The sequence below is a fragment of the Pseudomonas sp. PSE14 genome, from assembly GCF_029203285.1.
GTDB lineage: Bacteria > Pseudomonadota > Gammaproteobacteria > Pseudomonadales > Pseudomonadaceae > Pseudomonas.
The window spans coordinates 4,395,287-4,421,414 of sequence record NZ_CP115669.1; the positions used below are offsets into that span (position 1 = coordinate 4,395,287).

26 protein-coding genes are annotated in these 26,128 nt (G+C 64.5%); 10 read left to right on the top strand and 16 right to left on the bottom strand.

Going from position 1 to position 26,128, the window contains the following annotated elements; all coding sequences use genetic code 11:
- Positions 1-202: 202 nt before the first annotated feature.
- Positions 203-1,087: a DMT family transporter gene (locus O6P39_RS20115; RefSeq protein WP_275608203.1), complete on the top strand. Its 885-nt coding sequence runs from the start codon at positions 203-205 to the stop codon at positions 1,085-1,087.
- Between the two features lie 401 nt (positions 1,088-1,488).
- Here the strand turns inward: O6P39_RS20115 and O6P39_RS20120 are convergent, their stop codons facing one another.
- The gene (locus O6P39_RS20120) at positions 1,489-2,214 is read right to left on the bottom strand and encodes a tRNA-uridine aminocarboxypropyltransferase (RefSeq protein WP_275608204.1); all 726 of its coding nucleotides are present in this window, start codon (positions 2,212-2,214) and stop codon (positions 1,489-1,491) included.
- 265 nt (positions 2,215-2,479) lie between these two features.
- Between O6P39_RS20120 and O6P39_RS20125 the strand changes: the two genes are divergently transcribed.
- Positions 2,480-2,887, top strand: coding sequence for a quorum-sensing-regulated virulence factor family protein (locus O6P39_RS20125; RefSeq protein WP_275608205.1), 408 nt, complete (start codon positions 2,480-2,482; stop codon positions 2,885-2,887).
- Positions 2,888-2,899: 12 nt separating this feature from the next.
- Entirely contained in the window at positions 2,900-3,115 is a 216-nt protein-coding gene (locus O6P39_RS20130; protein WP_275608206.1) for a DUF3820 family protein, read from the top strand.
- 57 nt (positions 3,116-3,172) lie between these two features.
- Here the strand turns inward: O6P39_RS20130 and O6P39_RS20135 are convergent, their stop codons facing one another.
- On the bottom strand, positions 3,173-5,578 hold the full coding sequence (locus O6P39_RS20135) for a xylulose 5-phosphate 3-epimerase (RefSeq protein ID WP_275608207.1): 2,406 nt from the start codon (positions 5,576-5,578) through the stop codon (positions 3,173-3,175).
- Between the two features lie 122 nt (positions 5,579-5,700).
- Here O6P39_RS20135 and O6P39_RS20140 point away from each other — a divergent pair, with 122 nt between their 5' ends.
- Positions 5,701-7,122: an MBL fold metallo-hydrolase gene (locus O6P39_RS20140; protein WP_275608208.1), complete on the top strand. Its 1,422-nt coding sequence runs from the start codon at positions 5,701-5,703 to the stop codon at positions 7,120-7,122.
- A gap of 163 nt (positions 7,123-7,285) precedes the next feature.
- Positions 7,286-8,359 (top strand): LOG family protein, encoded by a 1,074-nt coding sequence (locus O6P39_RS20145; RefSeq protein WP_275608209.1) that lies wholly within the window; start codon positions 7,286-7,288, stop codon positions 8,357-8,359.
- Positions 8,360-8,428: 69 nt separating this feature from the next.
- Here O6P39_RS20145 and recX read toward each other — a convergent pair whose 3' ends face one another.
- From recX to O6P39_RS20160, 3 genes are all read right to left on the bottom strand, one after another.
- Entirely contained in the window at positions 8,429-8,893 is a 465-nt protein-coding gene (recX, locus tag O6P39_RS20150; protein ID WP_275608210.1) for a recombination regulator RecX, read from the bottom strand.
- 5 nt (positions 8,894-8,898) lie between these two features.
- Complete coding sequence (gene recA / locus O6P39_RS20155; RefSeq protein WP_152224972.1) at positions 8,899-9,954, bottom strand: recombinase RecA; 1,056 nt, start codon at positions 9,952-9,954, stop codon at positions 8,899-8,901.
- An 85-nt stretch (positions 9,955-10,039) separates the two neighbouring features.
- The gene (locus O6P39_RS20160) at positions 10,040-10,552 is read right to left on the bottom strand and encodes a CinA family protein (protein WP_275608211.1); all 513 of its coding nucleotides are present in this window, start codon (positions 10,550-10,552) and stop codon (positions 10,040-10,042) included.
- 82 nt (positions 10,553-10,634) lie between these two features.
- Between O6P39_RS20160 and mutS the strand changes: the two genes are divergently transcribed.
- Both mutS and fdxA read left to right on the top strand, forming a co-directional pair.
- Complete coding sequence (gene mutS / locus O6P39_RS20165) at positions 10,635-13,208, top strand: DNA mismatch repair protein MutS (RefSeq protein WP_275608212.1); 2,574 nt, start codon at positions 10,635-10,637, stop codon at positions 13,206-13,208.
- Positions 13,209-13,274: 66 nt separating this feature from the next.
- Positions 13,275-13,598 carry a ferredoxin FdxA gene (fdxA, locus tag O6P39_RS20170; RefSeq protein WP_207885413.1) on the top strand — a complete coding sequence of 108 codons (324 nt, stop codon included), beginning with the start codon at positions 13,275-13,277 and terminating at the stop codon, positions 13,596-13,598.
- 444 nt (positions 13,599-14,042) lie between these two features.
- Here the strand turns inward: fdxA and rpoS are convergent, their stop codons facing one another.
- From rpoS to O6P39_RS20210, 8 genes are all read right to left on the bottom strand, one after another.
- Positions 14,043-15,047 (bottom strand): RNA polymerase sigma factor RpoS, encoded by a 1,005-nt coding sequence (rpoS, locus tag O6P39_RS20175; RefSeq protein ID WP_275608213.1) that lies wholly within the window; start codon positions 15,045-15,047, stop codon positions 14,043-14,045.
- Between the two features lie 95 nt (positions 15,048-15,142).
- Positions 15,143-15,979: a peptidoglycan DD-metalloendopeptidase family protein gene (locus tag O6P39_RS20180; RefSeq protein ID WP_275611992.1), complete on the bottom strand. Its 837-nt coding sequence runs from the start codon at positions 15,977-15,979 to the stop codon at positions 15,143-15,145.
- Between the two features lie 88 nt (positions 15,980-16,067).
- Positions 16,068-16,703 carry a protein-L-isoaspartate(D-aspartate) O-methyltransferase gene (locus O6P39_RS20185; RefSeq protein ID WP_152224982.1) on the bottom strand — a complete coding sequence of 212 codons (636 nt, stop codon included), beginning with the start codon at positions 16,701-16,703 and terminating at the stop codon, positions 16,068-16,070.
- A gap of 22 nt (positions 16,704-16,725) precedes the next feature.
- Entirely contained in the window at positions 16,726-17,484 is a 759-nt protein-coding gene (surE, locus tag O6P39_RS20190) for a 5'/3'-nucleotidase SurE (RefSeq protein ID WP_275608214.1), read from the bottom strand.
- Positions 17,472-18,530, bottom strand: coding sequence for a tRNA pseudouridine(13) synthase TruD (truD, locus tag O6P39_RS20195; RefSeq protein WP_275608215.1), 1,059 nt, complete (start codon positions 18,528-18,530; stop codon positions 17,472-17,474). Before truD ends, surE begins: the two co-directional genes overlap by 13 nt.
- Positions 18,527-19,000 (bottom strand): 2-C-methyl-D-erythritol 2,4-cyclodiphosphate synthase, encoded by a 474-nt coding sequence (gene ispF, locus O6P39_RS20200; RefSeq protein ID WP_017521207.1) that lies wholly within the window; start codon positions 18,998-19,000, stop codon positions 18,527-18,529. Before ispF ends, truD begins: the two co-directional genes overlap by 4 nt.
- A gap of 59 nt (positions 19,001-19,059) precedes the next feature.
- Positions 19,060-19,911, bottom strand: coding sequence for an S-formylglutathione hydrolase (gene fghA / locus O6P39_RS20205; RefSeq protein ID WP_275608216.1), 852 nt, complete (start codon positions 19,909-19,911; stop codon positions 19,060-19,062).
- A 50-nt stretch (positions 19,912-19,961) separates the two neighbouring features.
- Complete coding sequence (locus O6P39_RS20210) at positions 19,962-21,074, bottom strand: S-(hydroxymethyl)glutathione dehydrogenase/class III alcohol dehydrogenase (RefSeq protein WP_275608217.1); 1,113 nt, start codon at positions 21,072-21,074, stop codon at positions 19,962-19,964.
- Positions 21,075-21,295: 221 nt separating this feature from the next.
- On the opposite strand from O6P39_RS20210, the gene O6P39_RS20215 reads away from it, so the two are divergent.
- The 3 genes from O6P39_RS20215 (at position 21,296) to yedF (ending at position 23,698) form a co-directional block, all read left to right on the top strand.
- Entirely contained in the window at positions 21,296-22,189 is an 894-nt protein-coding gene (locus O6P39_RS20215; protein WP_275608218.1) for a LysR substrate-binding domain-containing protein, read from the top strand.
- A 68-nt stretch (positions 22,190-22,257) separates the two neighbouring features.
- On the top strand, positions 22,258-23,484 hold the full coding sequence (yedE, locus tag O6P39_RS20220) for a selenium metabolism membrane protein YedE/FdhT (RefSeq protein ID WP_275608219.1): 1,227 nt from the start codon (positions 22,258-22,260) through the stop codon (positions 23,482-23,484).
- Positions 23,450-23,698 carry a sulfurtransferase-like selenium metabolism protein YedF gene (gene yedF / locus O6P39_RS20225; RefSeq protein WP_275608220.1) on the top strand — a complete coding sequence of 83 codons (249 nt, stop codon included), beginning with the start codon at positions 23,450-23,452 and terminating at the stop codon, positions 23,696-23,698. Before yedE ends, yedF begins: the two co-directional genes overlap by 35 nt.
- A 73-nt stretch (positions 23,699-23,771) precedes the next feature.
- Here yedF and ispD read toward each other — a convergent pair whose 3' ends face one another.
- The 3 genes from ispD to eno all read right to left on the bottom strand — a co-directional run bounded on the left by ispD (position 23,772) and on the right by eno (position 26,102).
- On the bottom strand, positions 23,772-24,470 hold the full coding sequence (gene ispD / locus O6P39_RS20230) for a 2-C-methyl-D-erythritol 4-phosphate cytidylyltransferase (RefSeq protein ID WP_275608221.1): 699 nt from the start codon (positions 24,468-24,470) through the stop codon (positions 23,772-23,774).
- Positions 24,467-24,751: a cell division protein FtsB gene (gene ftsB / locus O6P39_RS20235; protein ID WP_017521200.1), complete on the bottom strand. Its 285-nt coding sequence runs from the start codon at positions 24,749-24,751 to the stop codon at positions 24,467-24,469. The genes ispD and ftsB overlap by 4 nt, the downstream gene beginning before the upstream one ends.
- A 61-nt stretch (positions 24,752-24,812) precedes the next feature.
- A complete protein-coding gene (gene eno / locus O6P39_RS20240; protein WP_275608222.1) occupies positions 24,813-26,102 on the bottom strand; it encodes a phosphopyruvate hydratase in 1,290 nt (429 codons plus the stop codon).
- Positions 26,103-26,128: the final 26 nt, after the last annotated feature.

A 26,128-nucleotide genomic window follows, 5' to 3' on the forward strand; every position in this document is an offset into this window, starting at 1 on the left:
AAGGTCGGAGCCGGATACAGCACTGCTTGTCACATTGTACGCAAAGACAACCCCCGGTGTCCGCCGCGAATACATCGCCACACGGTACTTTCAGTGTGTCCCGAACGCTCTGCCACTGTGCCCGCGGGCAAGCCGTTCCCCTTTCCAAAGCACGGGCGTTACGGCAGAGTTCCGCTTTTTTCCTGCCGTTCGAGAACAACAAATGAAAAGCCACGCGCTGCGCGCCGATATCCTGATGCTGTTTACCGCGATGATCTGGGGAGTCTCCTTCGTCGCGCAACGCCTCGGGATGGACGCCATCGGCCCCTTCCTCTACACCGGCCTGCGCTTCACCCTCGGCGCCGTGGCACTGTTGCCGCTGCTGGCCTGGTCGAGCAAGCGTGGGGCACAGCCCTTCAACCGTGGCCTGCTGCTGGCGGGCCTGGCCATCGGTACCGCACTGACCGTGGGGATCAATCTGCAGCAGGTCGGCCTGCTGTTCACCAGCGTGACCAACTCCGGCTTCATCACCGGCCTGTACGTGATCATCGTGCCGCTGCTGGGCCTGGTGATCGGCCATCGCACCGGCATGGGCACCTGGATTGGCGCGGCGCTGGCGGTGATCGGCATGGCCATGCTGAGCATCGGCCCGGACTTCCACGTCGCCTCCGGTGACTGGCTGCAACTGACCGGCGCCCTCGTCTGGGGCGGCCACGTGCTGCTGGTGGGCCTGTTCGCCAGCCGTTACGACCCGATCCGCCTGGCGTTTCTGCAGTTCGTCACCTGCGCGGTGGTGAGCCTGATCCTGGCGCTGATCTTCGAGGAAATCCGCTGGGACGCCATCGTCCAGGCAGGCCCCGCCCTGATCTATGGCGGCCTGTTCGGCGTCGCCACCGGCTTCACTCTGCAGGTCGTGGCGCAGAAGCACGCCATCGCCTCCCACGCGGCGATCATCCTGTCGCTCGAAGCGGTATTCGCCGCCATCGCCGGCGCCCTGTTCCTCGACGAATCCCTGCACCTGCGCGGCTACCTGGGCTGCGCGCTGATGCTCGCCGGCATGCTGGTGGCGCAACTGTGGCCGAAGAAGGCCGAGGCACAGGCGGCCTGAACCTGTGGGGCCAGGGGCGAACCGGAAGCCCGTAGAGCGTACAACCGTTCGCGGTTGTACGCCGTCAGTTGGCTCGCTGGTTGAGCGTAAAGCGCTCGGTGACAGGCATCCTGGTTGAAGTCCGTACGACCGGAAACCAAGGTCAAACGTCATACGCCTCGGACCAAGCCTGTAGGAGCGAGCTTGCTCGCGAACAGCCCCGCCCCCACAGCGTCGCGGACGAAGTCCTACGAGATCAAGAGCCCTCACCCTAACCCTCTCCCGCAAGCGGGAGAGGGAACCGTTCGACGCAGGATGAAGCCTTAGCGTCAGCCGGAACGATCTGCCCCCTCTCCCTGAGGGAGAGGGTTGGGGTGAGGGGGAAGTGCCGGCACAGAGTGTCCAGAAAAAGACAGTTGCTCCTACGAATCCGATCCCTTGGTAAAGGGCATCAGCGCTTGGTGCGCCGGGCTCTGCTCGTCCAGCGGCTGCTGGCACTTGGAGCCCAGGTAACGTTCGCTGAACACATCCAGGTAGGCGTCCAGCGCATCCCCGGCACGGCGATCGCCGGCCAGCCCCAGGCACAACGCCGCCACCTCCGCGGTGCACAGGTGCTCGTCGAACTTGGAGCGACGCAGGCGGTAGCGCGACAGGGCATCGGGGGTGATGCTCAGTACCGGGAAACGATCCAGATAAGGGCTCTTGCGGAACATCTTGCGCGCCTCGTTCCAAGTCGCGTCCAGCAGGATGAACAGCGGGCGCCTGCCCTCCTGCGGCAGCACCTCGGTCACCACACGCTCCGGCTGGACGAACTCGCCGGGAAACACCACGTAGGGCTGCCACTGCGGATCGTCCAGCAGCGCCACCAGGGCCGGATCGACTTCGATGCGCGACCAGCCGAACGCCCAGGTGTCGGGCACGGTCTCGGCGATCAGCCAGCCGGTGTTACTGGGTTTGAGCGGTTCGGTATCGAACATCACCAGGCACATCGCCGCGTTCGACTCAACCTGAGGACGCAGGCCGCACATGCAGTAGTTCGGCCGCAGGCGGCAGCCGGCACAGCGCGGCGAGCGCGAGCCGCGGGCCACGAACGGCTTGACGCAACGGGCCAGGCGTTCGTCGCGAAGACGGGCAACGGCGTGGCTCATCGCTGCGCCACCAGAATGAGAGGAAGGGATCGGAACATCGGTGGCTCGAATAGAACGATGAAGGCGGACCGGCGATTGTACCAGAGCCGTCTCCGCTTCCCGCCCCACGACGACCGGCGAATCCTCCGCCAACGGCCATTTGCCGCCGGCGTGACAAGTGTTTCTCGGCACGGACACGCTTTTCAGGGACAATGGCGGCCTGGAATAACCGGCGAACCTCAATCGGTCCGCACGGTCGAATCGGCACCATTGTCAGGAGATGCCCATGCTGCGCCTCACCGCCCTCGCCCTCTGTCTCGTCCTCCCCGCCGCGCACGCCGCCTCGAAGAAGGACTTCGAACTGTCCCAGATGCTGGACAAGGTCGCCAAGGAAAGCAGCGAGGGTACCCCGCGCGCGATCAACGAGGACATTCTCGACCAGGGCTACACCGTCGAGGGCAACCAACTGATCAACCACCTCAGTGTGCGCGCCAGCCACGCCGAGCGCATGCGCGCCAACCCCGATAGCGTCCGCAGCCAGCTGGGTGACAGCGTCTGCACCAACACCGGCTACCGCCAGCTGCTGGCCAGGGGCGCGATCCTCACCTACAGCTTCACCGAGTACAAGACCAACGCTCCGGTCGCCACCGAGCGCTTCGACGCCGGCAGCTGCAAGATCAAGCTGCAGAAGTAACCTCGCCCCGCCATGCTCGACAAACTGCAGTTGCTGAAGATCGCGCGCACGCCGATGCCCTTCGGCAAGTACCAGGGACGCATGCTGGTAGACCTGCCGGAAGAGTACCTGCTGTGGTTCCACCGCAAGGGCGAATTCCCCAAGGGTGAGCTGGGTCAGCTGATGCAGTTGACCCTGGAGCTGAAGATCGACGGCCTCGACGGTCTGCTCAAACCGCTGAAACGCTGAACCCCGCGCAACCGTCCTCCAACGGTTGCGCGCCGCGCCTCAGCGCATCCCGCTCTCTCAACGCAACAGCGCCGGATCGCCCTTGCCCGCCACGGCCGCCGCTTCTTCGGGCGTCAGCAGCGCCGTGCGCGGCACGTCCATCAGGCGCGCGCAGGCAGCCAGCACATTGGCCCAGGAAGCGCGGTTGGCGAACAGCATGCCGGCCTCGTTCAGCGTGCCGCCCTGGTTGCGATAGCCCAGTACCGAGGTTTTCAGCGCGTCCGGCAGGATCGGCCAGAGATGCCCGCGCGCCACCTCCGGGCGCATGTGCGTCAGCAATACCCGGCGCTCGCAATGATCGGGGAACAACCTGGCGGTCAGCGCCTCGTCGGCCACCGACTGCAGTTCCCAGTTGTCGCGCGGCGCACGGAACCGGCCAGGCTCCTGCAGGTACACCAGCCGATAGGGATAGCCGGCCTCCTCCAGGCGCGATGCGGCGCGGCGCATCTCCGCCAGCTGATAGCTGCCGTTGGCGATCAGCAACAGTGGATCGCTGCCCGGATGCTCCTCCAGCACCAGCGCCCCGTCGCGTGCCAGTTGCTCGGCCTGGGCGCGGCTGAACTCCGAGGGACGCTCGCGCTTGGGAATCACCATGCAGGTCAGTTGCCCACGGCTGCGGTAGATCTCCGGCAACAGCGCCAGTGCGCTGTTGTGGTCGGCAGGGAAGACCACCCGCACCATATCGCTCATCTCGCCCAGCAGCGCCTCGCAGAACGTGGTGTCCTGGTGCGATTGCTGGTTCTTGCCGTTCTCCCAGGTGTGCGAGGTCGCCACCAGGGGCCAGCCGAGCCAGCCGGCGGGGCGGCCGGCCTCCTTCTGCTGGCGGGCGAAGATGATCGTCTGGCGCACCGCGCCCAGCATCTTCACGCAGAAGGCTTCATAGCTCGCCACCAGGTTGAGACCACCCTGGTTGGCCAGGCAGGCGGAGACCACCGCCTCCTCGTTGAGCGCAGTGATTACCCGGCCGTCGACCGCCTCCAGTTCGCTCTCCGGCTCGCAGACCCGGTGCTTGAGCGCCTTGAGGACGCCCCCCAGGCGATTGCTCGCCAGTTCGTCCGGATTGCCGACGCGGGCCCGCAGGTCGGGGTTCGCCGCGCACAAGTCCACATAGAAACGATCCAGCGCCGCCATCGGCGAGCAGAAGTCGCTGCGGTAATGCAGTTCGGGGATCGACGGTTCGATGGGCCTGCGCACCGCCAGCGGGTTGTCCCGCTCCAGTCCCCGGCCGGCGCGGGAGGTGCTGAACAGCGCACAGGCCTCGGCCAACGCCTGCGGCTCGACCCAGAGCGGCGCCACATGCTGGTTGAACAGCTCGCGTGCCTGCGCATCCTCGCTGGGGTTGCCTGGCAGCGGCAGGTTATGCGCGGCATTGCTGCCGGCGCCGTAGAAGCCGAAGCCCTTGACCGTTTCGGCAATGCCGTAGGGAATCGGCAAGGGATAGTGGAGGATGCCACGGGCCATTTCCTCCACCCGGTGCTCCAGCCGCTGCTCCATCTCCCACAAAGCGCAGACGAAGGCCGCCGGGTCGCGTCCGTCGAAGCTGACCGGGTCGAAACCGCAACGGCGCAGGTGCTGCTTGAAGCCTTCCAGTCCTTCGTGGGTGCCAAGGTCCGTGCGCTGCTCGATGCGCCGGCCGTTGGCGATCATCACCGGTAGCGCCGCGCCGCAATCCGCGGCGCGCCACCAGCGGGGAATCCAGTCGCTGCCGCGCTGCTCCTCGGCGGCGCCGTCGGAGAGGAAGGCCACCAGGGTCTCGCCCGGCAGCGGCATGTGCGCATACATCAGTTCGGCGAAACCGAGGTAGCCGCCCTCGGCGATGCCGCCCGCCGTGTGCGGATTGACGTGGCTGCCCAGCGGCGCGGCCACCTTGCCATCCGCCGCCTGGACATAGCTGTAGAAGTCCCGCACCAGCCGATTCAGCCCCTCCTCGCCCTGCCCGTAGGCAGCGGCCTGTTCCGGATGCAGATTGCCGGTCAGCACGTTCAGCGCATCGATCGCCGCCACGCAGTGCCCCTGCCCCATCAACCAACCCCGGGTCTTGCCGCTCAGTGCATTGAGCGCGAGGTAGCCTGCATAGGCCGGCACCATGTTCAGCGCGCCGCCGGTGTGCCCCTCGGGTTGCGCCTTGAAGTCCTCAGCCTCGAGCCGCACGCCGTCCAGGCGCACGCGCCGTGCGTAGGTCATGTGCGCCACCAGCCAGAGGCCGGCGCAGGTCAGTTCGTCCAGCGCGCTGAACAGCCGGTAGACGCTGGCCAGGTCCGGCTGCAGGCCGTACTGGACCAATTGATGAGCCATGCGAAAGACCGCCGCCCGGGTCTGCGCGCTATGCTGAAGCGGACCTCGGCCATGCAGCCACTGGGCATATGCCGGTTCGGCGGCCGCGTGGGCGGCAAGTTCTTCCGGACTGGGCAGGATCTGGGACATATCGGCTCTCCTCGGGTATGACAGGAAGTCTAGGTCGCCAGACCGGGGAGGCGCTGACATGTATCAACGCCCCACCCGGCCAATCGGGCAAGGCTGAAAGAAAATTCCGACCAGGAGGCGATATGGCGTTACTCACCTTCATCGGTGCGATCCAGGAAGTCACCGGTTCCTGCTACCTGCTGGAAACCCACGACGGCGTACGCGTGCTGCTCGAGTGCGGCATGCGCCAGGGTCGCAGCCCGAGCAAAGGCACCCGCGACAACGAGGCCAGCAACCGAACGCCCTTCCCGTTCGATCCCAAGGCAATCGACGCAGTGGTGCTGTCCCACGCCCATCTCGACCACAGCGGCCTGCTGCCGCGCCTGGCGAAGGAAGGCTACAAGGGGCCGATCTACGCCACCGAATCCTGCTGCGACCTGCTGGAGCTGATGCTGATGGACTCGGCGCACATCCAGGAAAAGGATGCCGAGTGGGAGAACAAGTGGCGCGCGCGCCTCAATCGGCCGCCGGTGAAGCCGCTGTACACCCTGGAAGACACCTCCCGCGCACTGGACCAGCGCCGGCCCGTCAGCTATGGCAGCACGGTGGATGTGGCGCGAGGCATTCGCGTCACCTTCCACAACGCCGGCCACATCCTCGGCTCGGCCATCGTCGAGATCGAGATCAACGAATTCGGCATGACACGCCGTCTGGTGTTCTCCGGCGACCTGGGCAGCACCTGCTCACCACTGATGCGCACGCCGACGCCGCTGACCCGCGCCGACGTGGTGCTGCTGGAATCCACCTATGGTGACCGCGACCACCGCGACGCGAACGAAACGCTACTGGAGCTGGCCGGCATCCTGGCCCAGGCCCAACGCGACGGCGGCAACGTACTGATCCCGTCCTTCGCCGTCGGCCGCACCCAGGACCTGATCTACTACCTCGGCCGCTTCTACCAGGAAGGCCGCCTGCCGCAGCAGGTGGTCTACCTCGACAGCCCGATGGCCGCCCAGGCCAACCGCATCTACCTGCAGCACATCGGTGAAATCGCCGACGTAGACCGCGAGTACATGCGCGGTACCGGCACGGCGAAGGTGGGCGAGTGGCTGCCGATCCTGCGCACGACCCAGAGCGCCGAGGAGTCCATGGCGCTGAACCGCATCCAGAGCGGCGCGATCATCATCGCCGGCAGCGGCATGTGCACCGGCGGCCGGATCGTCCACCACCTCAAGCACAACCTCTGGCGCGAGGAGTGCCATATCGTCTTCCCCGGCTTCCAGGCCAAGGGCACACTGGGTCGCGCCATCGTCGACGGCGCCGAAACCGTTCGCATCCTGCGCCAGCGCATCGGCGTGAAAGCACAGATCCACACTCTCGGCGGATTCTCCGCCCACGCGGGACAATCGCAATTAATTCAGTGGGTTGGCCACTTCGAGCACAAACCCGAGCTATACCTGATACATGGCGAACGAGAAAAAATGGATGCGCTGCAGAAAGCGCTCCACGAACGCCTGAACTGGAACGCAAACATTCCGGAACCGGGGGACCGGATAGCGATCTGAAGTGGAGGTCTCACGGACTGTCACACCCAGCGTGTCAGACTGCACAGGCCTCCTGCGTTAGACCTGTGCATGACGCACGCACTTTCCGTCCCGGCAACACCTTGCGTGACAGGCCGCGGCGCATGGACAGGCCAACAGGGGTTGATGAACAAGGAGTATCAACATGCCCTATGAGCCCGACGATTACCTCTCCAGACACTTCCAGACCAGCGGCACGGAGCTTGCCCAGAAGATCGAGGAACTGGCCGAACTGGCCGCACCCGGCAACAGCCAGAACCTGCCGCTCTACCGCGAGATGCTCACCACCGTAGCCCGCATGGCCCAGGCCGACCGCAACCGCTGGGACGCCAAGATCATGATGCAGACCCTGCGCGAGATGGAGCATGCCTTCAGCACCCTGGAGCAGTTCAAGCGTCGCCGCAAAGTCACGGTATTCGGCTCGGCCCGCACGCCGGTCGACCACCCCGTCTACGCCCTGGCCCGCGAGCTGGGCGAAACCCTGGCCCGCTATGACCTGATGGTCATCACCGGAGCCGGCGGCGGAATCATGGCCGCGGCCCACGAAGGCGCAGGTCTGGAAAACAGCCTCGGCTTCAACATCACCCTGCCCTTCGAGCAGCACGCCAACCGCACCGTGGACGGCACCAGCAACCTGCTGTCGTTCCACTTCTTCTTCCTGCGCAAGCTGTTCTTCGTCAAGGAGGCGGACGCCCTGGTGCTCTGTCCCGGCGGCTTCGGTACCTTGGACGAGGCACTGGAAGTGCTGACCCTGATCCAGACCGGCAAGAGCCCGCTGGTACCCGTGGTGCTGCTTGACCAGCCCGGTGGGCATTACTGGGATCACGCCCTGGAGTTCATCAAGGAGCAACTCGAGGACAATGGCTACATCCTGCCCAGCGACATGAACCTGATGAAGCTGGTGCACTCGGCCGAAGAAGCGGCGGAGGAGATTGCCCACTTCTACAGCAACTTCCACTCCAGCCGCTGGCTCAAGGACCGCTTCGTGATCCGTCTGAACCATCCGCTGAGCACCCGCGCGCTGGAACTGCTGGAGCAGGAGTTCGGCAGCCTCTGCGTGACCGACGGCTTCCACCAGCAGCCCTACAGCGAATCGGAACTGGATGAACCGGAGTTCTCCCACCTCACCCGCCTGGCCTTCGCCTTCAATGGCCGGGATCAGGGCCGGCTGCGCGAGCTGCTGAACTTCATCAACCAGCCGGAAAACTGGGCGCGCTGATCAATAGGAAATCACGGCCCCGAAACGAACAAGGCACCCTCGCGGGTGCCTTGTTTTCAATCATGAAGCTCAATCGTCCGATCGCCGGCCACTCAGGAGCCGGCTGATGGCTTCCATCGGGTATCCCCGATAGCTCAGGAACCGCCCCTGCTGGGCCCGCTCGCGGGCATCCTGCGGCAGTCGGGCGAACTTGCGACGCCAGACCTCACGCAGGTTTTCACTCCAGTCGACGTCAGACTCGCTCAGGGCACTGTCGATTTCGCCACGGGGCAAGCCGCGTTGCGACAGCTCCTCGCGAATTCGCACCGGGCCGTATCCTGCCCGCGCTCGACTGGCGATGTAGCTTTCCAGATAGCGGCTTTCATTGAGCAACCCCTCCTCGGCCAGACGGTCGAGGGCAGGGTCGATCAGTTCCTGCGCAGCACCGCGTTGCCGCAGCTTGCGCGAGAGCTCCGCCCGGCCATGCTCGCGTCGCGCCAGCAGGTCCATGGCGACCCGCCGCACCGCGACGGGGTTATCGAGCTCGACGGCCATGGCGATCAGTAGTCGGCTTCAGCTTCCGCTTCGGCTTCCGCCGCTGCGAGTTCGGCCTTGGTCGGCGCCGGCTGGTTGGTCAGCAGTTGCTCGCGAATAGCTTTGTCGAGGGTGTTGCAGATCTCGGTGTTGTCTTCCAGGAACTTGGCGGCATTGGCCTTGCCCTGGCCGATCTTGTTGCCCTGGTAGCTGTACCAGGCGCCGGACTTCTCGATCAGGCCCAGCTGCACGCCCAGGTCGATGATCTCGCCGGTACGGTAGATACCGCGGCCGTACATGATCTGGAACTCGGCCTGACGGAAGGGCGGAGCCACCTTGTTCTTCACGACCTTGACGCGGGTTTCACTGCCAACCACCTCGTCGCCTTCCTTCACCGCGCCGGTACGGCGGATGTCCAGGCGAACGGAGGAGTAGAACTTCAGCGCGTTACCGCCGGTGGTGGTTTCCGGGTTACCGAACATCACGCCGATCTTCATACGGATCTGGTTGATGAAGATGACCAGGCAGTTGGCGTTCTTGATGTTGCCGGTGATCTTACGCAGGGCCTGGGACATCAGGCGCGCCTGCAGGCCGACGTGCTGATCGCCCATCTCGCCTTCGATTTCAGCCTTGGGTACCAGGGCCGCCACGGAGTCGACGATGATCACGTCAACGGCGTTGGAGCGCACCAGCATGTCGGTGATTTCCAGGGCCTGTTCGCCGGTGTCCGGTTGGGAAACCAGCAGGTCGTCGACGTTGACGCCCAGCTTGCCGGCGTAGTCCGGGTCCAGCGCGTGTTCGGCGTCGACGAAGGCGCAGGTGGCGCCGGCCTTCTGGGCCTGGGCGATGACGGACAGGGTCAGGGTGGTCTTACCCGAGGATTCCGGACCGTAGATCTCGACGATACGCCCCTTCGGCAGGCCGCCGATGCCCAGCGCGATGTCCAGGCCCAGCGAGCCGGTGGAGATAGCGGGGATAGCCTGACGCTCATGGTCGCCCATGCGCATGACCGCGCCTTTGCCGAATTGGCGTTCGATCTGTCCCAGGGCCGCGGCCAGGGCGCGCTTCTTGTTCTCGTCCATTGATGTCCTCGCGAAGTCAGGGGGCCGGACGGCCACGAACAACTGTATAAGTAGCCAGTATTATTCCACAGGGCAAGCCGCTCGCCTACCCCTGGAGCGGATTTTCCCCGTCCGCCAGTCGCAACAGCCCAGCCAGAGCGGTCGCCACGGTCTGCCGCCGCACCGCCTCCCGATCACCGGCATACAGACGGCGTTCGCTGAACACCTGTTCGCCTTTCCTCCAGGCCAGCCAGACAGTGCCTACCGGTTTCTCGGCAGAGCCGCCGTCCGGACCAGCAACGCCGCTGACCGCCACGGCGATATCCGCACCGCTGCGCGGCAAAGCACCGGCCACCATGGCCTCCACCACTTCACGACTGACAGCGCCAACCTTCGGGAAGAGCTCGGCCGGCACATCCAGCTGGCGAGTCTTCTGCTCATTGGAATAGGTGACGTAGCCCGCCTCGAACCAGGCCGAGCTACCGGGAATGCGCGTGATCGCCTCGGCAATCCCGCCACCGGTGCAGGATTCGGCGGTGGTGACGCGCAACTTGTTGGCGGCGAGTCGCACGCCCAGTTGCGCAGAGAGTTCGGTGATCGAGGAATCGGTGAGGGGCACGGTGCGCTCCGGGGTTAAAGAAGGCCAGGCGGATACCGTACACTAGGCGCTTTTGCATGTTGAAGCCGGACAGCCAGAAGCCATGAGTCAAAGCGACCTCTCAGCTCACACTCCCATGATGCAACAGTACTGGAAGCTGAAGAATCAGCACCCGGACCAACTGATGTTCTACCGCATGGGCGACTTCTACGAGCTGTTCTACGAGGACGCCAAGAAGGCCGCCAAGCTGCTGGACATCACCCTGACAGCACGCGGCCAGTCAGCCGGCAATGCCATCCCCATGGCGGGCATCCCATTCCACTCCGCCGAAGGCTACCTGGCCAAGCTGGTGAAGCTGGGCGAATCGGTGGTGATCTGCGAGCAGATCGGCGACCCGGCGACCAGCAAGGGCCCGGTGGAACGCCAGGTCGTGCGTATCCTCACTCCCGGCACCGTCAGCGACGAAGCCCTGCTGGACGAGCGCCGCGACAACCTGATCGCCGCCGTGCTGGGTGACGAGCGCCTGTTCGGCCTTGCCGTGCTGGACATCACCAGCGGCCGTTTCAACGTCCAGGAAATAAAGGGCTGGGAAACCCTGCTGGCGGAACTGGAACGCATGAACCCCGCCGAACTGCTGATCCCCGACGACTGGCCCCAGGGCCTGCCGGCGGAGAAACGCCGTGGCTCGCGCCGCCGCGCGCCCTGGGATTTCGACCGCGACTCCGCGCACAAGAGCCTGTGCCAGCAGTTCGGCGTGCAGGACCTCAAGGGCTTCGGCTGCCAGGAACTGACCCTGGCCATCGGCGCCGCCGGCTGCCTGCTGGCCTACGCCAAGGAAACCCAGCGCACCGCCCTGCCGCACCTGCGCAGCCTGCGCCATGAGCGCATCGACGATACGGTCATCCTCGACGGCGCCAGCCGCCGCAACCTGGAGCTGGACACCAACCTTGCCGGTGGCCGCGACAACACCCTGCAATCGGTGGTCGACCGTTGCCAGACCGCCATGGGCAGCCGTCTGCTGACCCGCTGGCTGAACCGCCCGCTACGTGACCGAGCCGTCCTCGAAGCTCGCCAGGAGTCCATTGCCTGCCTGCTGGAGCGCTATCGCTTCGAAATCCTCCAGCCACAGCTGAAGGAAATCGGCGACGTCGAGCGCATCCTGGCCCGTATCGGCCTGCGCAACGCCCGCCCGCGCGATCTGGCCCGCCTGCGCGACGCCCTCGCCGCCCTGCCCGAGCTGCAGAACGGCATGACCGAACTGGAAGCACCGCACCTGGGCCAACTGGCCGGCAGCATCCGCACCTATCCGGAGCTGGCCGATCTGCTGGCCCGCGCCGTGATCGAGAATCCGCCGGCGGTGATCCGCGACGGCGGCGTGATCGCCCGTGGCTACGACGCCGAGCTGGACGAGCTGCAGATGCTCAGCGAGAACGCCGGCCAGTACCTGATGGACCTGGAAACCCGGGAAAAGGCCCGCACCGGCCTGCCGAACCTGAAGGTCGGCTACAACCGTATCCACGGCTATTACATCGAGTTGCCCCGCGTACAGGCCGAACAGGCGCCCGCCGACTACATCCGTCGGCAGACGCTGAAAGGCGCCGAGCGTTTCATCACTCCGGAGCTGAAGGCTTTCGAAGACAAGGCGCTGTCCGCCCAGAGCCGCGCCCTGGCCCGCGAAAAGCAGCTGTATGAAGAGCTGCTGGAACTGCTGATCGCCCAACTGGCACCGCTGCAGGACACCGCCGCCGCCCTGGCCGAACTGGATGTGCTGTCAAACCTCGCCGAACGCGCCCTGAACCTCGACCTGAACCGCCCGCGCTTCGTCGAAGAGTCGGGCATCCTGATCGAGCAGGGTCGCCACCCGGTGGTCGAGCAGGTGCTGGATACGCCGTTCGTCGCCAACGATCTGAACCTCGACCAGGACACCCGCATGCTGGTGATTACCGGCCCGAACATGGGCGGTAAATCGACCTACATGCGGCAAACGGCGCTGATCGTGCTGCTTGCGCACATTGGCAGCTTCGTCCCGGCGGCCCGTTGCGAACTGTCTTTGGTGGACCGCATCTTCACCCGTATCGGTTCTTCCGACGACCTCGCCGGCGGCCGTTCCACCTTCATGGTGGAGATGAGCGAAACCGCCAACATCCTGCACAACGCGACCGACCGCAGCCTGGTGCTGATGGATGAGGTCGGACGTGGCACCAGCACCTTCGACGGCCTGTCGCTGGCGTGGTCCGCCGCCGAGCATCTGGCCAAGCTGCGCGCCTTCACGCTGTTCGCGACCCACTATTTCGAGCTGACCGTGCTGCCGGAAAGCGAGCCGGCGGTGGCCAACGTGCACCTCAACGCCACCGAGCACAACGAGCGCATCGTGTTCCTGCACCACGTGCTGCCCGGCCCGGCCAGCCAGAGTTATGGCCTGGCAGTAGCCCAATTGGCCGGTGTGCCGGGTGCGGTAATTCAGCGCGCCCGCGAACACCTGGCCCGCCTGGAAACCACCAGCCTGCCCCACGAAGCCCCGCGTTCGAACGACCCGAAAAGCCCCGCACCGCTGCAAAGCGACCTGTTCGCCAGCCTGCCGCACCCAGTCATTGAAGAGCTGATGCGCGTCAGCCCCGACGACCTGACACCGCGTCAAGCTCTCGAATTGTTATATGCATGGAAGATGCGAGTCTGACGGACCGTGAAACAAGCTGTTAGAATCGCGCGCGCTTAGCCGCCCGCCTGAGGAGAGAATTAGAAAATGACCTTCGTCGTCACCGACAACTGCATCAAGTGCAAATACACCGACTGCGTGGAAGTCTGCCCGGTCGACTGCTTCTACGAAGGCCCGAACTTCCTGGTCATTCACCCGGATGAGTGCATCGACTGCGCCCTGTGCGAACCGGAGTGCCCGGCCCAGGCGATCTTCTCCGAGGACGAAGTCCCGGATGGCATGCAGGAATTCATCGAGCTGAACAAGGATCTGGCCGACGTCTGGCCGAACATCACCGAGAAGAAGGATTCGCTGCCGGACGCTGAAGAGTGGGACGGCAAGCCGAACAAGTTGCAGCACCTGGAGCGCTGATCTCCATCGCTGGAACAAGAAAGGCCCGCCTCGCGCGGGCCTTTTCATTTCTGCTGCGGCACTTTTCTGCGGGCAAAAAAAGGGGCGGGATAACCCGCCCACTCTTTCTTCCCTAATTCATCATCCTGATGAATCGCCATCCTGCGATGTCCTGACCGGCATCCTTACCGGCCTGCGCCTTTCCGTGTACGCAGGAGTGATATTACTCGGCTCCCGCATCGCAGCAACTGAGGCATTCTGCCCCACGCACCCTCCTCTCACGCTGACGTAGAGCAATAAATTCTTTATAAAACAATAAGATAAAAAACAATGAAGCTTGGACGAGCAGTATTTCAAGCTGAACGCTCACACGCCGTGTAAGCGAATGCTTACATCGCGGCGCATAAAAAAGCCCGGAATTATCCGGGCTTTTTCGAGGTCGACCGTTGTTACTGAAGCAAGGCGCTACTGGAACAAGGCGTCACTGGAGAGACCATTCTTCTCGAGGATCTCGCGCAGGCGCTTGAGTGCCTCAACCTGGATCTGGCGAACCCGCTCGCGGGTCAGGCCGATTTCCTGGCCAACCTCTTCCAGCGTACTGCTTTCATGCCCGCGCAGGCCGAAGCGGCGAATCACCACCTCCCGCTGCTTGTCGGTCAGCTCCGACAACCACAGGTCGATGCTCTCGCTGAGATCATCATCCTGCAGCAGCTCGCAGGGATCGGTCGGCCGATCGTCCGTGAGCGTGTCGAGCAGCGTCTTGTCGGAATCCGGGCCCAGCGAGACGTCCACGGAGGTCACCCGCTCGTTGAGGCCGAGCATGCGCTTGACCTCGTCCACCGGCTTCTCGAGCAGGTTGGCGATTTCCTCGGGAGAAGGCTCGTGGTCCAGCTTCTGGGTCAGCTCGCGAGCCGCCCGCAGGTAGACGTTGAGTTCCTTGACCACATGGATTGGCAGGCGAATGGTGCGGGTCTGGTTCATGATGGCCCGTTCGATGGTCTGTCGAATCCACCAGGTCGCATAGGTGGAAAAGCGGAAGCCACGCTCCGGATCGAACTTTTCCACAGCCCGGATCAGCCCGAGGTTGCCCTCTTCGATCAGATCGAGCAGCGAGAGTCCGCGATTGACGTAGCGCCGCGCGATTTTCACCACCAGACGCAGGTTACTCTCGATCATTCTCCGCCGGCCGGCCGGATCGCCCCTCTGCGCCAGACGCGCAAAGTGGACTTCTTCTTCCGGGGTCAGCAGCGGCGAAAAGCCGATTTCATTCAGATACAGCTGCGTAGCGTCGAGCGCCCGCGTGTAGTCGATGTGCTTGTGTTGCTTGAGAGAGGAGAGTGCTGAGGCTTTGGGAGTGACTTGAAGCGATACCTGCTCTTCGGCAAGCGACTCTTCAAAAATGATGCCGGGCTCCAGAAGGAGCACTTCATCATCGACGTCAAACTCCGGCCCTTCTTTTTTAAGTGCCATGTCGTTATCCCTTGCTGAGTTCGACAACAAGCCCAGGTGCGTCCTTATCCTTAGGACACCAGGGCCCGCTCACCCACGCAGGGGAACAGCAAACGTCAACGACTTGGCAGGTATTGCAGAGGATCTACAGGCTTACCCTGGCGGCGAATCTCAAAGTGCAGCTTCACCCGGTCAGTCCCTGTGGAGCCCATCTCGGCAATGTTCTGCCCGACTTTGACCTGTTGCCCTTCCCGCACCAGCAACCTGCGGTTGTGACCGTAGGCGCTTACGTAGGTATCGCTGTGCTTGATGATCACGAGTTCGCCGTAGCCCCGCAAACCACTACCGGCGTACACAACCGTGCCATTGGACGCAGCCAAGACAGGCTGGCCCAATTGTCCGGCTATATCAATCCCTTTATTCAAACTGCCGTTTGATGCAAAACGCCCAATCAGAGTGCCATTAGTCGGCCATATCCAACCGCTCACACCACCGCCCGACGGAGCGGGAGTTGCAGCGCCCGCGCTGGCCTGCGACGAAGGCGCAACGGTCGAGGAGGTCGGTTTACTGGCGCTGGATGCCGTAGGAGTCGATTTATTGACAACCACCGGAGCGACGGGCGCAGTATTTTTGGCGACAGACGGTTGTACCGACGCCGGCCCACCATCGAAGCGGATCGATTGTCCGGGGCGGATGGTATAAGGCGCGTCAATATTGTTGCGTGCGGCCAGGGCTTTCCAGTCCCAGCCGTAGCGGAAGGCAATGGAATACAGGGTGTCACCGCGACGCACCACGTACTGCCCGCTGGTCACCGCCGGCTTGCGCGCAGAGGCGCCGCCGTCGACGACGGTGGTGCCGCTACGTGATGAGGTAGAACAGGCCGCCAGCAGAGAGCAAACGGCAATGGCCAGCACAGCGTGGCCCAGGCCCTTGATCCAGTTCCGTTGTCGCAGGGTCGCTGTCAAGCTCACCCATCCCCCTTATCCATGAATTACGTGCAGCCTGTTGGCCGATAGTGTATCCGCTGCCGCTTGGCTTGTTTCAGCCCAGCGGGCCGTTGAGCAGCGGAACGAAGCGTACGGAGTCCAGCACCTGGCGCTGGAAGCCATCCTCGGTGCGGACGATCAGCAACAGTTGCTGGACCTCGCCACCGCCCACCGGAATCACCAGTCGGCCGCCGGGCGCCAGCTGGTCCAGCAGAGCCTGCGGGACTTCAGCCGCTGCCGCGGTGACGATGATGCCATTGTAGGGAGCAAGGGCAGACCACCCTTCCCAGCCATCGCCCCAACGAAAGACAACATTTCGCAGGTTTAGCTCCGCAAGTCGCTCTTTCGCGCGATCCTGCAGCGCCTGGATGCGCTCGACAGAGAACACCCGCTCGACCAACTGTGACAGCACGGCTGTCTGGTATCCGGAGCCAGTTCCGATCTCCAGCACCTTGTCCAGGGGACCTGCCGCCAGCAGCAGCTCGGTCATCCGCGCCACCATGAAGGGCTGCGAGATGGTCTGGTTGTGCCCGATGGGCAGCGCGGTGTCTTCATAAGCGCGATGCGCCAGCGCCTCGTCGACGAACAGGTGGCGCGGCGTGCGGCGAATCACTTCAAGCACATGGGCGTTGGACAGACCTTCCTCGTACAAGCGCTGGATCAGCCGCTCGCGCGTACGCTGGGAGGTCATGCCAATACCTCGGCGGGACAATTCATTGGCCATGGTCGAGCCCTCCGATCCAATCGCCAAGGATATTGAACGCCTCGCGGAAGGTCCGGTCCATCTGCAGCGGCGTGATGGACACATAGCCTTGCATCACCGCATGGAAATCCGTGCCCTCTCCACCGTCCTCGGCGTCGCCGGCAGCGGCGATCCAGTAGCCTTCCTTGCCGCGCGGGTTGACCACCTTGACCGGAGCGGCAGCGCGGGCACGGTGACCCAGGCGAGTCAGCTGGATGCCCTTGATGCGATCGAGCGGGAGGTTGGGGATGTTCACGTTGAGCACGGTACGCGGCGGCAGGGCGAGCTGCTCATGGGACTCAACCAGCAGACGTGCGAAGTGCATCGCGGTGGGCAGGTTGTCCGTCAGGCGCGAGCACAGTGAAAAGGCGAACGCCGGGCGGGACAGGAAGCGTCCTTCCAGGGCAGCCGCCACGGTGCCGGAATAAAGCACGTCGTCCCCCAGGTTGGCGCCGAGGTTGATGCCCGACACGACCATGTCCGGCAGCTCGTCCAGCAGACCGTTCAGGCCCAGGTGCACGCAGTCGGTCGGCGTACCGTTGAGGCTGATGAAGCCATTGCCGAGGCGATGGGGATGCAGCGGCCGGTCCAGCGTAAGCGAGCTGCTTGCGCCGCTACGATCGGCTTCCGGGGCGATCACGACGCAGTCGGCATGATCGGACAGCGCGTCGTAAAGCGCGGCGATACCGGGTGCAGTGACCCCGTCGTCGTTGGCAATCAATATGCGCATGGGCTTTCCGTCTGCCCTGCCGGCACGAGTTCGATCAGCTCGCGCACGACCACGGTGGCGAAGCAGCCAGCCGGCAGGACGAATTCCAGTTGCAGAATGTCAGGGGCGGGATAATGCCATGCCAAGCTCGGGATGGGGAGGCGCAGAATGCGCCGTTCGTGCGCCAGGTCCGCACCGGCAAGCCACTGGCAAAGCGCCATATCCGCTTGCTGTACGCTGCGCTCGATGTCACCGGGCACGCCGGACGCCGGGGATTCGCCCTCGCCCCACATCGGCCCGGTGGGGTGCAGGTCCAGCACTGCCAGCCGAGGATCGGCACATTCCGCCTCGCCGGCCGGGAAGAAGCTGCGGCTGTCGGTGAAGGCGAGCAGGTCGCCGACCTGCGCCTGGTTCCAGGTGCCATCGGCCACGCGTTGGGCCAGCACCTGGTTGAACAGGTAGCTGCGCGCCGCCGAGAGCAGGCGCGAACGCATGTTGCGCTGCTCGGGCAGCTTGCCGCGCTCGGCGAAGCTTCGGGCATCGAAGACGTTGCCGCCGTCATGGCCGAAGCGTTGGGTGCCGAAGTAGTTGGGTACGCCGATGGCCGCGATGGCCTTAAGGCGCACCTCCAACTGCTCCCGGTCGGCCTGCAGCTCGGTGAGGCGCAGGGTGAAACCGTTGGCCGAATGCGCGCCTCGCTGCAGCTTGCGGCGATGGCGGTTGCGCTCAAGGATGCGCAGGCTGTCGTCTTCGGCGGCGGACAGATCCGGATCGGCCTTGCCCGGCAGGTGCAGGCTGAACCACTGGCGGGTCAGTGCCTGGCGATCCTTGAGGCCGGCGTAGCTGATCATCTTCACCGGCACGCCGGCGGCGCGAGCCAGGCGACGCGCCGCCTCTTCGGTGTTCAGGCCGCGTTTTTCCACCCACAGCCACAGGTGTTCGCCGTCACCCGCCAGCGGAATGTCCAGCACTTCGTCGACCTGGAAGTCCTCGGCCACGGCCTTCAATACACCATGCCCGCAAGGCTCCCCGTGGGCACGCGGCCCCAGCAGCTCCAGTTCGGTCATGCGCGGCTCAGCAGGGCGACAGCGTGTACCGCGATGCCCTCTTCACGGCCGGTGAAGCCTAGTTTCTCGGTAGTGGTCGCCTTGACGTTGACCTGGTCGAGCTCGACCTTCAGGTCCGCGGCGATGGTCTCGCGCATGGCCTGGATGTGCGGTGCCATCTTCGGCGCCTGGGCAATGATGGTGGTGTCGACGTTTTCCACCTTCCAGCCCTTGGCTTCCACCAGCGACAGCACGTGGCGCAGCAACACGCGGCTGTCAGCGCCCTTGAACTGCGGGTCGGTGTCGGGGAAATGCTTGCCGATATCGCCCAGTGCGCAGGCGCCCAGCAGCGCATCGGAAAGGGCATGCAGCAGCACGTCACCGTCGGAATGGGCGATCAGCCCGAACTTGTGGGGAATGCGCACGCCGCCGAGGGTGATGAAGTCGCCCTCGCCAAAGCGATGCACGTCGTAGCCATGTCCGATTCGCATGAAAAAACGCCCTGTTGGAGTCAGGGCGTCGATTCTACCGGATCGCTGGCGTCAGGGTGTCAGCCACAGAGCACCGCAGCGTGGTGGCGCAGGTGATCTTCGATGAAGCTCGCAATGAAGTAGTAGCTGTGGTCGTACCCCGGCTGCAGACGCAGCTCCAGCGGGTGCCCCACGGCCGCCGCCGCATCGCGCAAGGCTTCGGGCTTGAGCTGGACGGCGAGGAAGTCGTCCCGGTCGCCCTGGTCCACCAGGATCGGCAAGCGCTCGCTGGCGCCCGCCAGCAGTTCCACCGCATCCCACTCGCGCCATGCGGCCGGGTCTTCGCCGAGGTAACGGCCCAGCGCCTTCTGCCCCCAGGGGCAATCGCTCGGGTGGGTAATAGGCGCGAAGGCCGATAGCGACAGATAACGGCCCGGATTGCGCAGGGCGCAGATCAACGCGCCGTGGCCACCCATGGAGTGACCGGTGATACCGCGCCGCTGGGAAACCGGGAAATTGGCCTCGACCAGCGCAGGCAACTCCTGCACCACATAGTCGTGCATGCGGTAGTGACGCGCCCAGGGTTCCTGGGTAGCGTTGACGTAGAAGCCGGCACCCAGGCCGAAGTCCCAGGCGCCATCTGGGTCACCCGGCACTTCGGGGCCACGCGGGCTGGTATCCGGCGCTACGATCACCAGGCCCAGCTCAGCGGCCATGCGCTGGGCGCCAGCCTTCTGCATGAAGTTCTCGTCGGTGCAGGTCAGCCCGGACAGCCAGTAAAGCACCGGCAGCCCCGCCTCGGGTTCGGCCTGAGGCGGCAGGTAAACCGCGAAGACCATGTCGCAGCCGAGGGTTTCGGAGCGGTGGCGGTAGCGCTGATGCCAGCCGCCAAAGCTCTTCTGGCTGCTGATCAGTTCGATGGAATCCGTCATGGAGTCCTCCTTTTCCGTGAGGCCGGGGCCGCGAAGCCCCGGCCACTCGATCAGTAATGGATGACGGAGCGGATGCTCTTGCCTTCATGCATCAGGTCGAAGGCCTCGTTGATCTTCTCCAGACCCATGGTGTGGGTGATGAAGGTATCCAGCGGGATTTCGCCCTTCTGCGCCTTCTCCACGTAGCTCGGCAGCTCGGTGCGGCCCTTCACGCCACCGAAGGCGGAACCACGCCACACGCGGCCGGTGACCAGCTGGAACGGACGGGTGCTGATTTCCTGGCCGGCACCGGCCACGCCGATGATGGTGGATTCGCCCCAGCCCTTGTGGCAGCACTCCAGCGCCGCACGCATCAGTTGCACGTTGCCGACGCACTCGAAGGAGTAGTCCACGCCGCCGTCGGTCATTTCGACGATGACGTCCTGGATCGGCTTCTGGTGATCCTTCGGATTGACGAAGTCGGTGGCGCCCAGTTGCTTGGCGATGTCGAACTTGGCCGGGTTGATGTCGACGGCAATGATGCGCGAGGCCTTGGCCATCTTCGCGCCGATGATCGCCGCCAGGCCGATGCCGCCCAGACCGAAGATGGCGACGGTGGCGCCCTCTTCCACCTTGGCGGTGTTCAGCACCGCGCCGATGCCGGTGGTGACGCCGCAGCCGAGCAGGCAGACCTTCTCCAGCGGCGCTTCCTCGGGGATCTTGGCCAGGGAGATTTCCGGCAGCACGGTGTACTCGGAGAAAGTCGAGCAGCCCATGTAGTGATAGATCGGCTCGCCCTTGTAGGAGAAGCGGCTGGTGCCGTCGGGCATCAGGCCCTTGCCCTGGGTGGCGCGCACGGCCTGGCAGAGGTTGGTCTTGCCGGATTTGCAGAATTTGCACTCGCGACATTCAGCGGTGTACAGCGGGATCACATGGTCACCGACCTTCAGCGAGGTCACCCCCTCACCCACCGCCTCGACGATGCCACCGCCTTCGTGGCCGAGGATGCAAGGGAACACACCCTCGGAATCCTGACCGGACAGGGTGTAGGCGTCGGTATGGCAGACACCGGTGGCGACGATGCGTACCAGCACTTCGCCTTTCTTCGGCGGCGCCACATCGACTTCGACGATTTCCAACGGCTGGTTGGGAGCGAAGGCGACGGCGGCACGGGACTTGATCATCTGGAAACTCCTGAACGAAGGAAAACGACAACGCCCGCAGCAGCGCGGGCGGGGTTCGGCAGCGGGGCCGAGGAAACCGGCGACGAGGCAGTGCCACGTCGGAGATTGTCCGGGGCAGTTGGCGAAAAGCGCGCCCCAAAGCCTTAGAAGTGTAGAAAACCCCGTTTCAGGGAATAATCAGGCAATAATCAAAACATTATTGCCATACAGGGATAATCCAGATGCACCGCTGGGAAGGACTGGACGAATTCGTCGCCGTCGCCGAAACCGGCCAATTCACCGCCGCCGCCGAACGCCTGGGCGTGTCGTCGTCCCATGTCAGCCGTCAGGTGGCGCGACTGGAAGAACGCCTGCAGACCCGCCTGCTCTACCGCAATACCCGCAAGGTCACCCTGAGCGAGGCCGGGCAGACCTTCCTGCAACATTGCCGCCGTTTGCAGGATGCCCGCGAGGAAGCGCTGCGCGCGGTCAGCGACCTCTCCGCCGAGCCCAAGGGCCTGCTGCGCATGACCTGCGCGGTGGCCTATGGCGAACGCTTCGTGGTGCCGCTGGTGAACGAGTTCATGGCGCAGTTTCCGCAACTGCGGGTGGAGATCGAGCTGTCCAACCGCCAGCTCGACCTGCTGCACGAAGGTTTCGACCTGGCGATTCGCCTGGGACGCCTGAGCGACTCGCGGCTGGTGGCGACCCGCCTGGCGCCGAGGGTGATGTACCTGTGCGCCACCCCGGAATACCTGGCGCGCCACGGCTCGCCGCAGAGCGTCGCGGAACTGGCGCAGCACAATTGTCTGGTGGGCAGCAGCGACCAGTGGAGCTTCCTCGAGGATGGCCGGGAAACCCAGCACCGGGTGCAGGGCAACTGGCGCTGCAACAGCGGCCAGGCGGTGCTCGATGCGGTGCTGCGCGGCTTCGGCCTGTGCCAGCTGCCGGACTACTACGTACTGGAACATCTGCGCAGCGGCCGCCTGCTGTCCCTGCTGGAAGCACACCAGCCGCCGAATACCGGAGTCTGGGCACTTTATCCACAGCAGCGGCACCTGTCGCCCAAGGTCCGGCAACTGGTGGATCATCTGAAGGACGGTTTGCAGCACCTGCAGCCGTCCCCGTTGCCCTGACGCAAGCACCGAACAGTCGCCTTGGCTAGAATGGGCGGTTTTCCACCCTTCGGTTCAAGGACGACGAGATGTCAGCCCTTTCTTCCTTCCGTGAGCGCTATCTCCTGCGCTTCTGGTCGCCACTGCCGACGCTGATCGCCCTCGGCGTCGCGTCCGCCTATTACTTCGCCATGACCGGCACCTTCTGGGCCGTCACCGGCGAGTTCACCCGCTGGGGCGGCCATGTACTGTCCTGGTTCGGACTCCAGCCACAGGAGTGGAGCTACTTCAAGATCATCGGCCTGCAGGGTACGCCGCTGGATCGCATCGATGGCGTGATGATCATCGGCATGTTCCTCGGCGCTCTGGTCTGCGCGCTCTGGGCCGGCAACGTCAGCCTGCGCTGGCCGACCAGCAAGCGGCGCCTGCTGCAGGGTCTGATCGGCGGGGTGATCGCCGGCTTTGGCGCGCGCCTGGCGATGGGCTGCAACCTGGCGGCCTTCTTCACCGGCATTCCGATGTTCTCGGTGCACGCCTGGGCCTTCATGTTCTCCACCGTGATCGGCGCCTGGTTCGGGGTGAAGATCAGCCTGCTGCCTTTCCTGCGCATTCCGCTGAAAGTCGGCGGCAAGGCCGCGGCACTGCCAAGCGCCGAAGCCCTGGCCCGCCGCGCCAAACTGCAATGGCGCCTTGGACTGGCCGTGCTGGCGATCGCCGCGCTGTTCGCTGCCTGGCGCTTCGAAGTTTCCCTGGTGCTGGGCATGGCCTGCCTGTTCGGCCTGTTGTTCGGTGGCCTGATCGAGCGCGCGCAGATCTGCTTTACCAGCGCCGCCCGCGATCTCTGGACCACCGGTCGCACCCAGGCGGCGCTGGGCATCCTGCTGGGCATGGCGGCCGCCTGCGTCGGCACCTTCGCCGCGATCCACAATGGCCTGCCGCCGAAGATCTTCTGGATGGGCCCGAACGCCGTGATCGGTGGCGTGCTGTTCGGCATCGGCATCGTGCTGGCCGGCGGCTGCGAGACCGGCTGGATGTATCGCTCGATGGAAGGCCAAGTGCACTTCTGGGTGGTCGGCGTCGGCAACGTGATCGGCGGTACGCTGGTCGCGGTGTTCTGGGACCAGTTGGGCACCAGCCTCGCCCTGCCTTATCCCAAGCTCAACCTGCTGCAGGCGTTCGGTCCCGGTGGCGGCTTGCTGGTTACCTTCGCAGGCCTTGCCCTGTGCATGCTGCTGGTGCAGCTCAACGCCCAACGATTTACCCGAAAACGGAAAGTCTCCAATGCCCAAAACCAAGACGCCGACGCTGTCGCTTGATCTGCGCGGCGAACACTGCCCGTACAACGCCATCGCCACCCTGGAAACCCTGGAGACGCTCAAGCCGGGTGATCTGCTGGAGGTGATCACCGACTGTTCGCAGTCGGTGCATGGCATTCCGGAAGACACCCAGCGCCATGGCTACCATTGCCTGGCGGTGGAGCAGCACGGAGCGCTGTTCCGCTTCCTGATCGAGGTCCCGCTGCTGGGCTGAACGGCTCTTTGTAGGAGCGAGCTTGCTCGCGAACGGCATTCACGAGCAAGCTCGCTCCTACAGGGATACGGGATCAGTGCTTGGCGAAGTTACGCTGCAAGCGCTGCAGGTCTTCCGGAGTGGTGACCTTGATGTTGTCCACCCGTCCTTCCACCATGCGCGGCGCATAGCCCGCCCACTCCATGGCCGAGGCTTCGTCGGTGATGGCCGCGTCGGCCACCAGCGCGTCGGCAAGCGCGCGGTGCAGCGCGCCCAGGCGGAACATCTGCGGGGTGTAGGCCTGCCAGACCACGCTACGGTCGATGGTTTCGAGCACGCGGCCGTCGGCGCCGACGCGCTTCAGAGTATCCCGCGCGGGCACGCCGAGCAGGCCACCTACCGCGTCATTGCCCAGCTCATCCAGCAGGCGGTCGAGATCGGTACGCGCCAGGTTCGGTCGGGCGGCGTCATGCACCAGCACCCAATCGTCGGAAGCAGCGCCGAGTTCAGTCAGGCGCAGCAAGCCATTGAGCACGGAATCGGCGCGCTCGCGGCCGCCTTCAGCACGCTGGATCAGCTCATTGGAGGCGCTGGGCAGGGTCGGCCACCAGGGATCGTCAGCGGCCAGGCACACCACCAGGCCCTTGAGCCGGGGATGGCCAAGGAAACAGTCGAGGGTACGTTCGAGAATGCTGCGACCGGCAAGGTCGAGGTATTGCTTGGGGCGGTCGGCGCGCATCCGCGAACCGATGCCAGCGGCCGGGATCACGGCCCAGAAGGCGGGAGTGGTCATTGCGCGAGCTGGTAGAGGGTTTCCTTGTCCTTGACCATGCCGAGCTCGTGGCGGGCACGTTCCTCGACCGTCTCGGTGCCTTTCTTGAGCTCGGCCACTTCGGCCTCGAGGATGCGGTTACGTTCGAGCAGGCGCTCGTTCTCGCCCTGCTGGTCGGCGATCTGCTTTTGCAGGTCGCGCACCTGCGCCAGGCTGCCATCACCTACCCACAGGCGATACTGCAAGCCGGCCAGCGCCAGAATCAGCACGACGAACAGCCAATAAGGGCTACGTAACCTCAAACCATCAGCTCCATATGCAAAGGGGTGGCTCCTGCCACCCCTTCACCGTACCAGACTAGGATCAGCCGCGGAATTCCGCGCGACCACGGTACGGCGCCTTGGCGCCCAGTTGCTCTTCGATGCGCAGCAGCTGGTTGTACTTGGAAACGCGGTCGGAGCGGCACAGGGAGCCAGTCTTGATCTGACCAGCGGCGGTGCCGACGGCCAGGTCAGCGATGGTGCTGTCCTCGGTTTCGCCCGAACGGTGCGAGATCACCGCGGTGAAGCCGGCGGCCTTGGCCATCTGGATGGCTTCCAGGGTCTCGGTCAGCGAGCCGATCTGGTTGAACTTGATCAGGATCGAGTTGCCGATTTTCTCTTCGATGCCGCGCTTGAGGATCTTGGTGTTGGTCACGAACAGGTCGTCACCGACCAGTTGCACCTTCTCACCGATCTTGTCGGTCAGGACTTTCCAGCCAGCCCAGTCGGACTCGTCCATGCCGTCTTCGATGGAGATGATCGGGTAGCGCTGGGTCAGGCCGGCCAGGTAGTCGGCGAAACCTTCGGCGCTGAACACCTTGCCTTCGCCTTCGAGGTCGTACTGGCCGTCCTTGAAGAACTCGGAGGAGGCGCAGTCCAGGGCCAGGGTCACGTCTTCGCCCAGCTTGTAGCCAGCGTTGGCGACGGCTTCGGCGATGGCGGCCAGGGCATCTTCGTTGGAAGCCAGGTTCGGCGCGAAGCCACCTTCGTCACCCACGGCGGTGTTCAGGCCACGGGCCTTCAGCACGGCTTTGAGGTGATGGAAGATTTCGGCGCCCATGCGCAGCGCGTCGGCGAAGTTCTTGGCGCCAACCGGCTGAACCATGAACTCCTGGATGTCGACGTTGTTATCGGCGTGCTCGCCGCCGTTGATGATGTTCATCATCGGAACCGGCATGGAGTACTGGCCCGGGGTGCCGTTCAGATCAGCGATGTGCGCGTACAGCGGCACGCCCTTGGCCTGAGCGGCAGCCTTGGCGGCAGCCAGGGACACGGCCAGGATGGCGTTGGCGCCCAGCTTGCCTTTGTTCTCGGTGCCGTCGAGATCGATCATCGCGTGATCCAGACCTTTCTGGTCAGCCGCGTCCTTGCCCAGCAGCAAGTCGCGGATCGGGCCGTTGATGTTGGCCACGGCCTTCAGCACGCCCTTGCCCAGGTAACGGCTCTTGTCGCCATCGCGCAGTTCGAGAGCCTCACGGGAACCGGTGGATGCACCGGACGGGGCGCAGGCGCTGCCGACGATGCCGTTGTCCAGGATCACGTCCGCTTCAACGGTCGGGTTGCCGCGGGAGTCCAGGACCTCACGGCCCTTGATGTCGACGATCTTTGCCATTCTTGATAACACTCCGAAGATAGAGA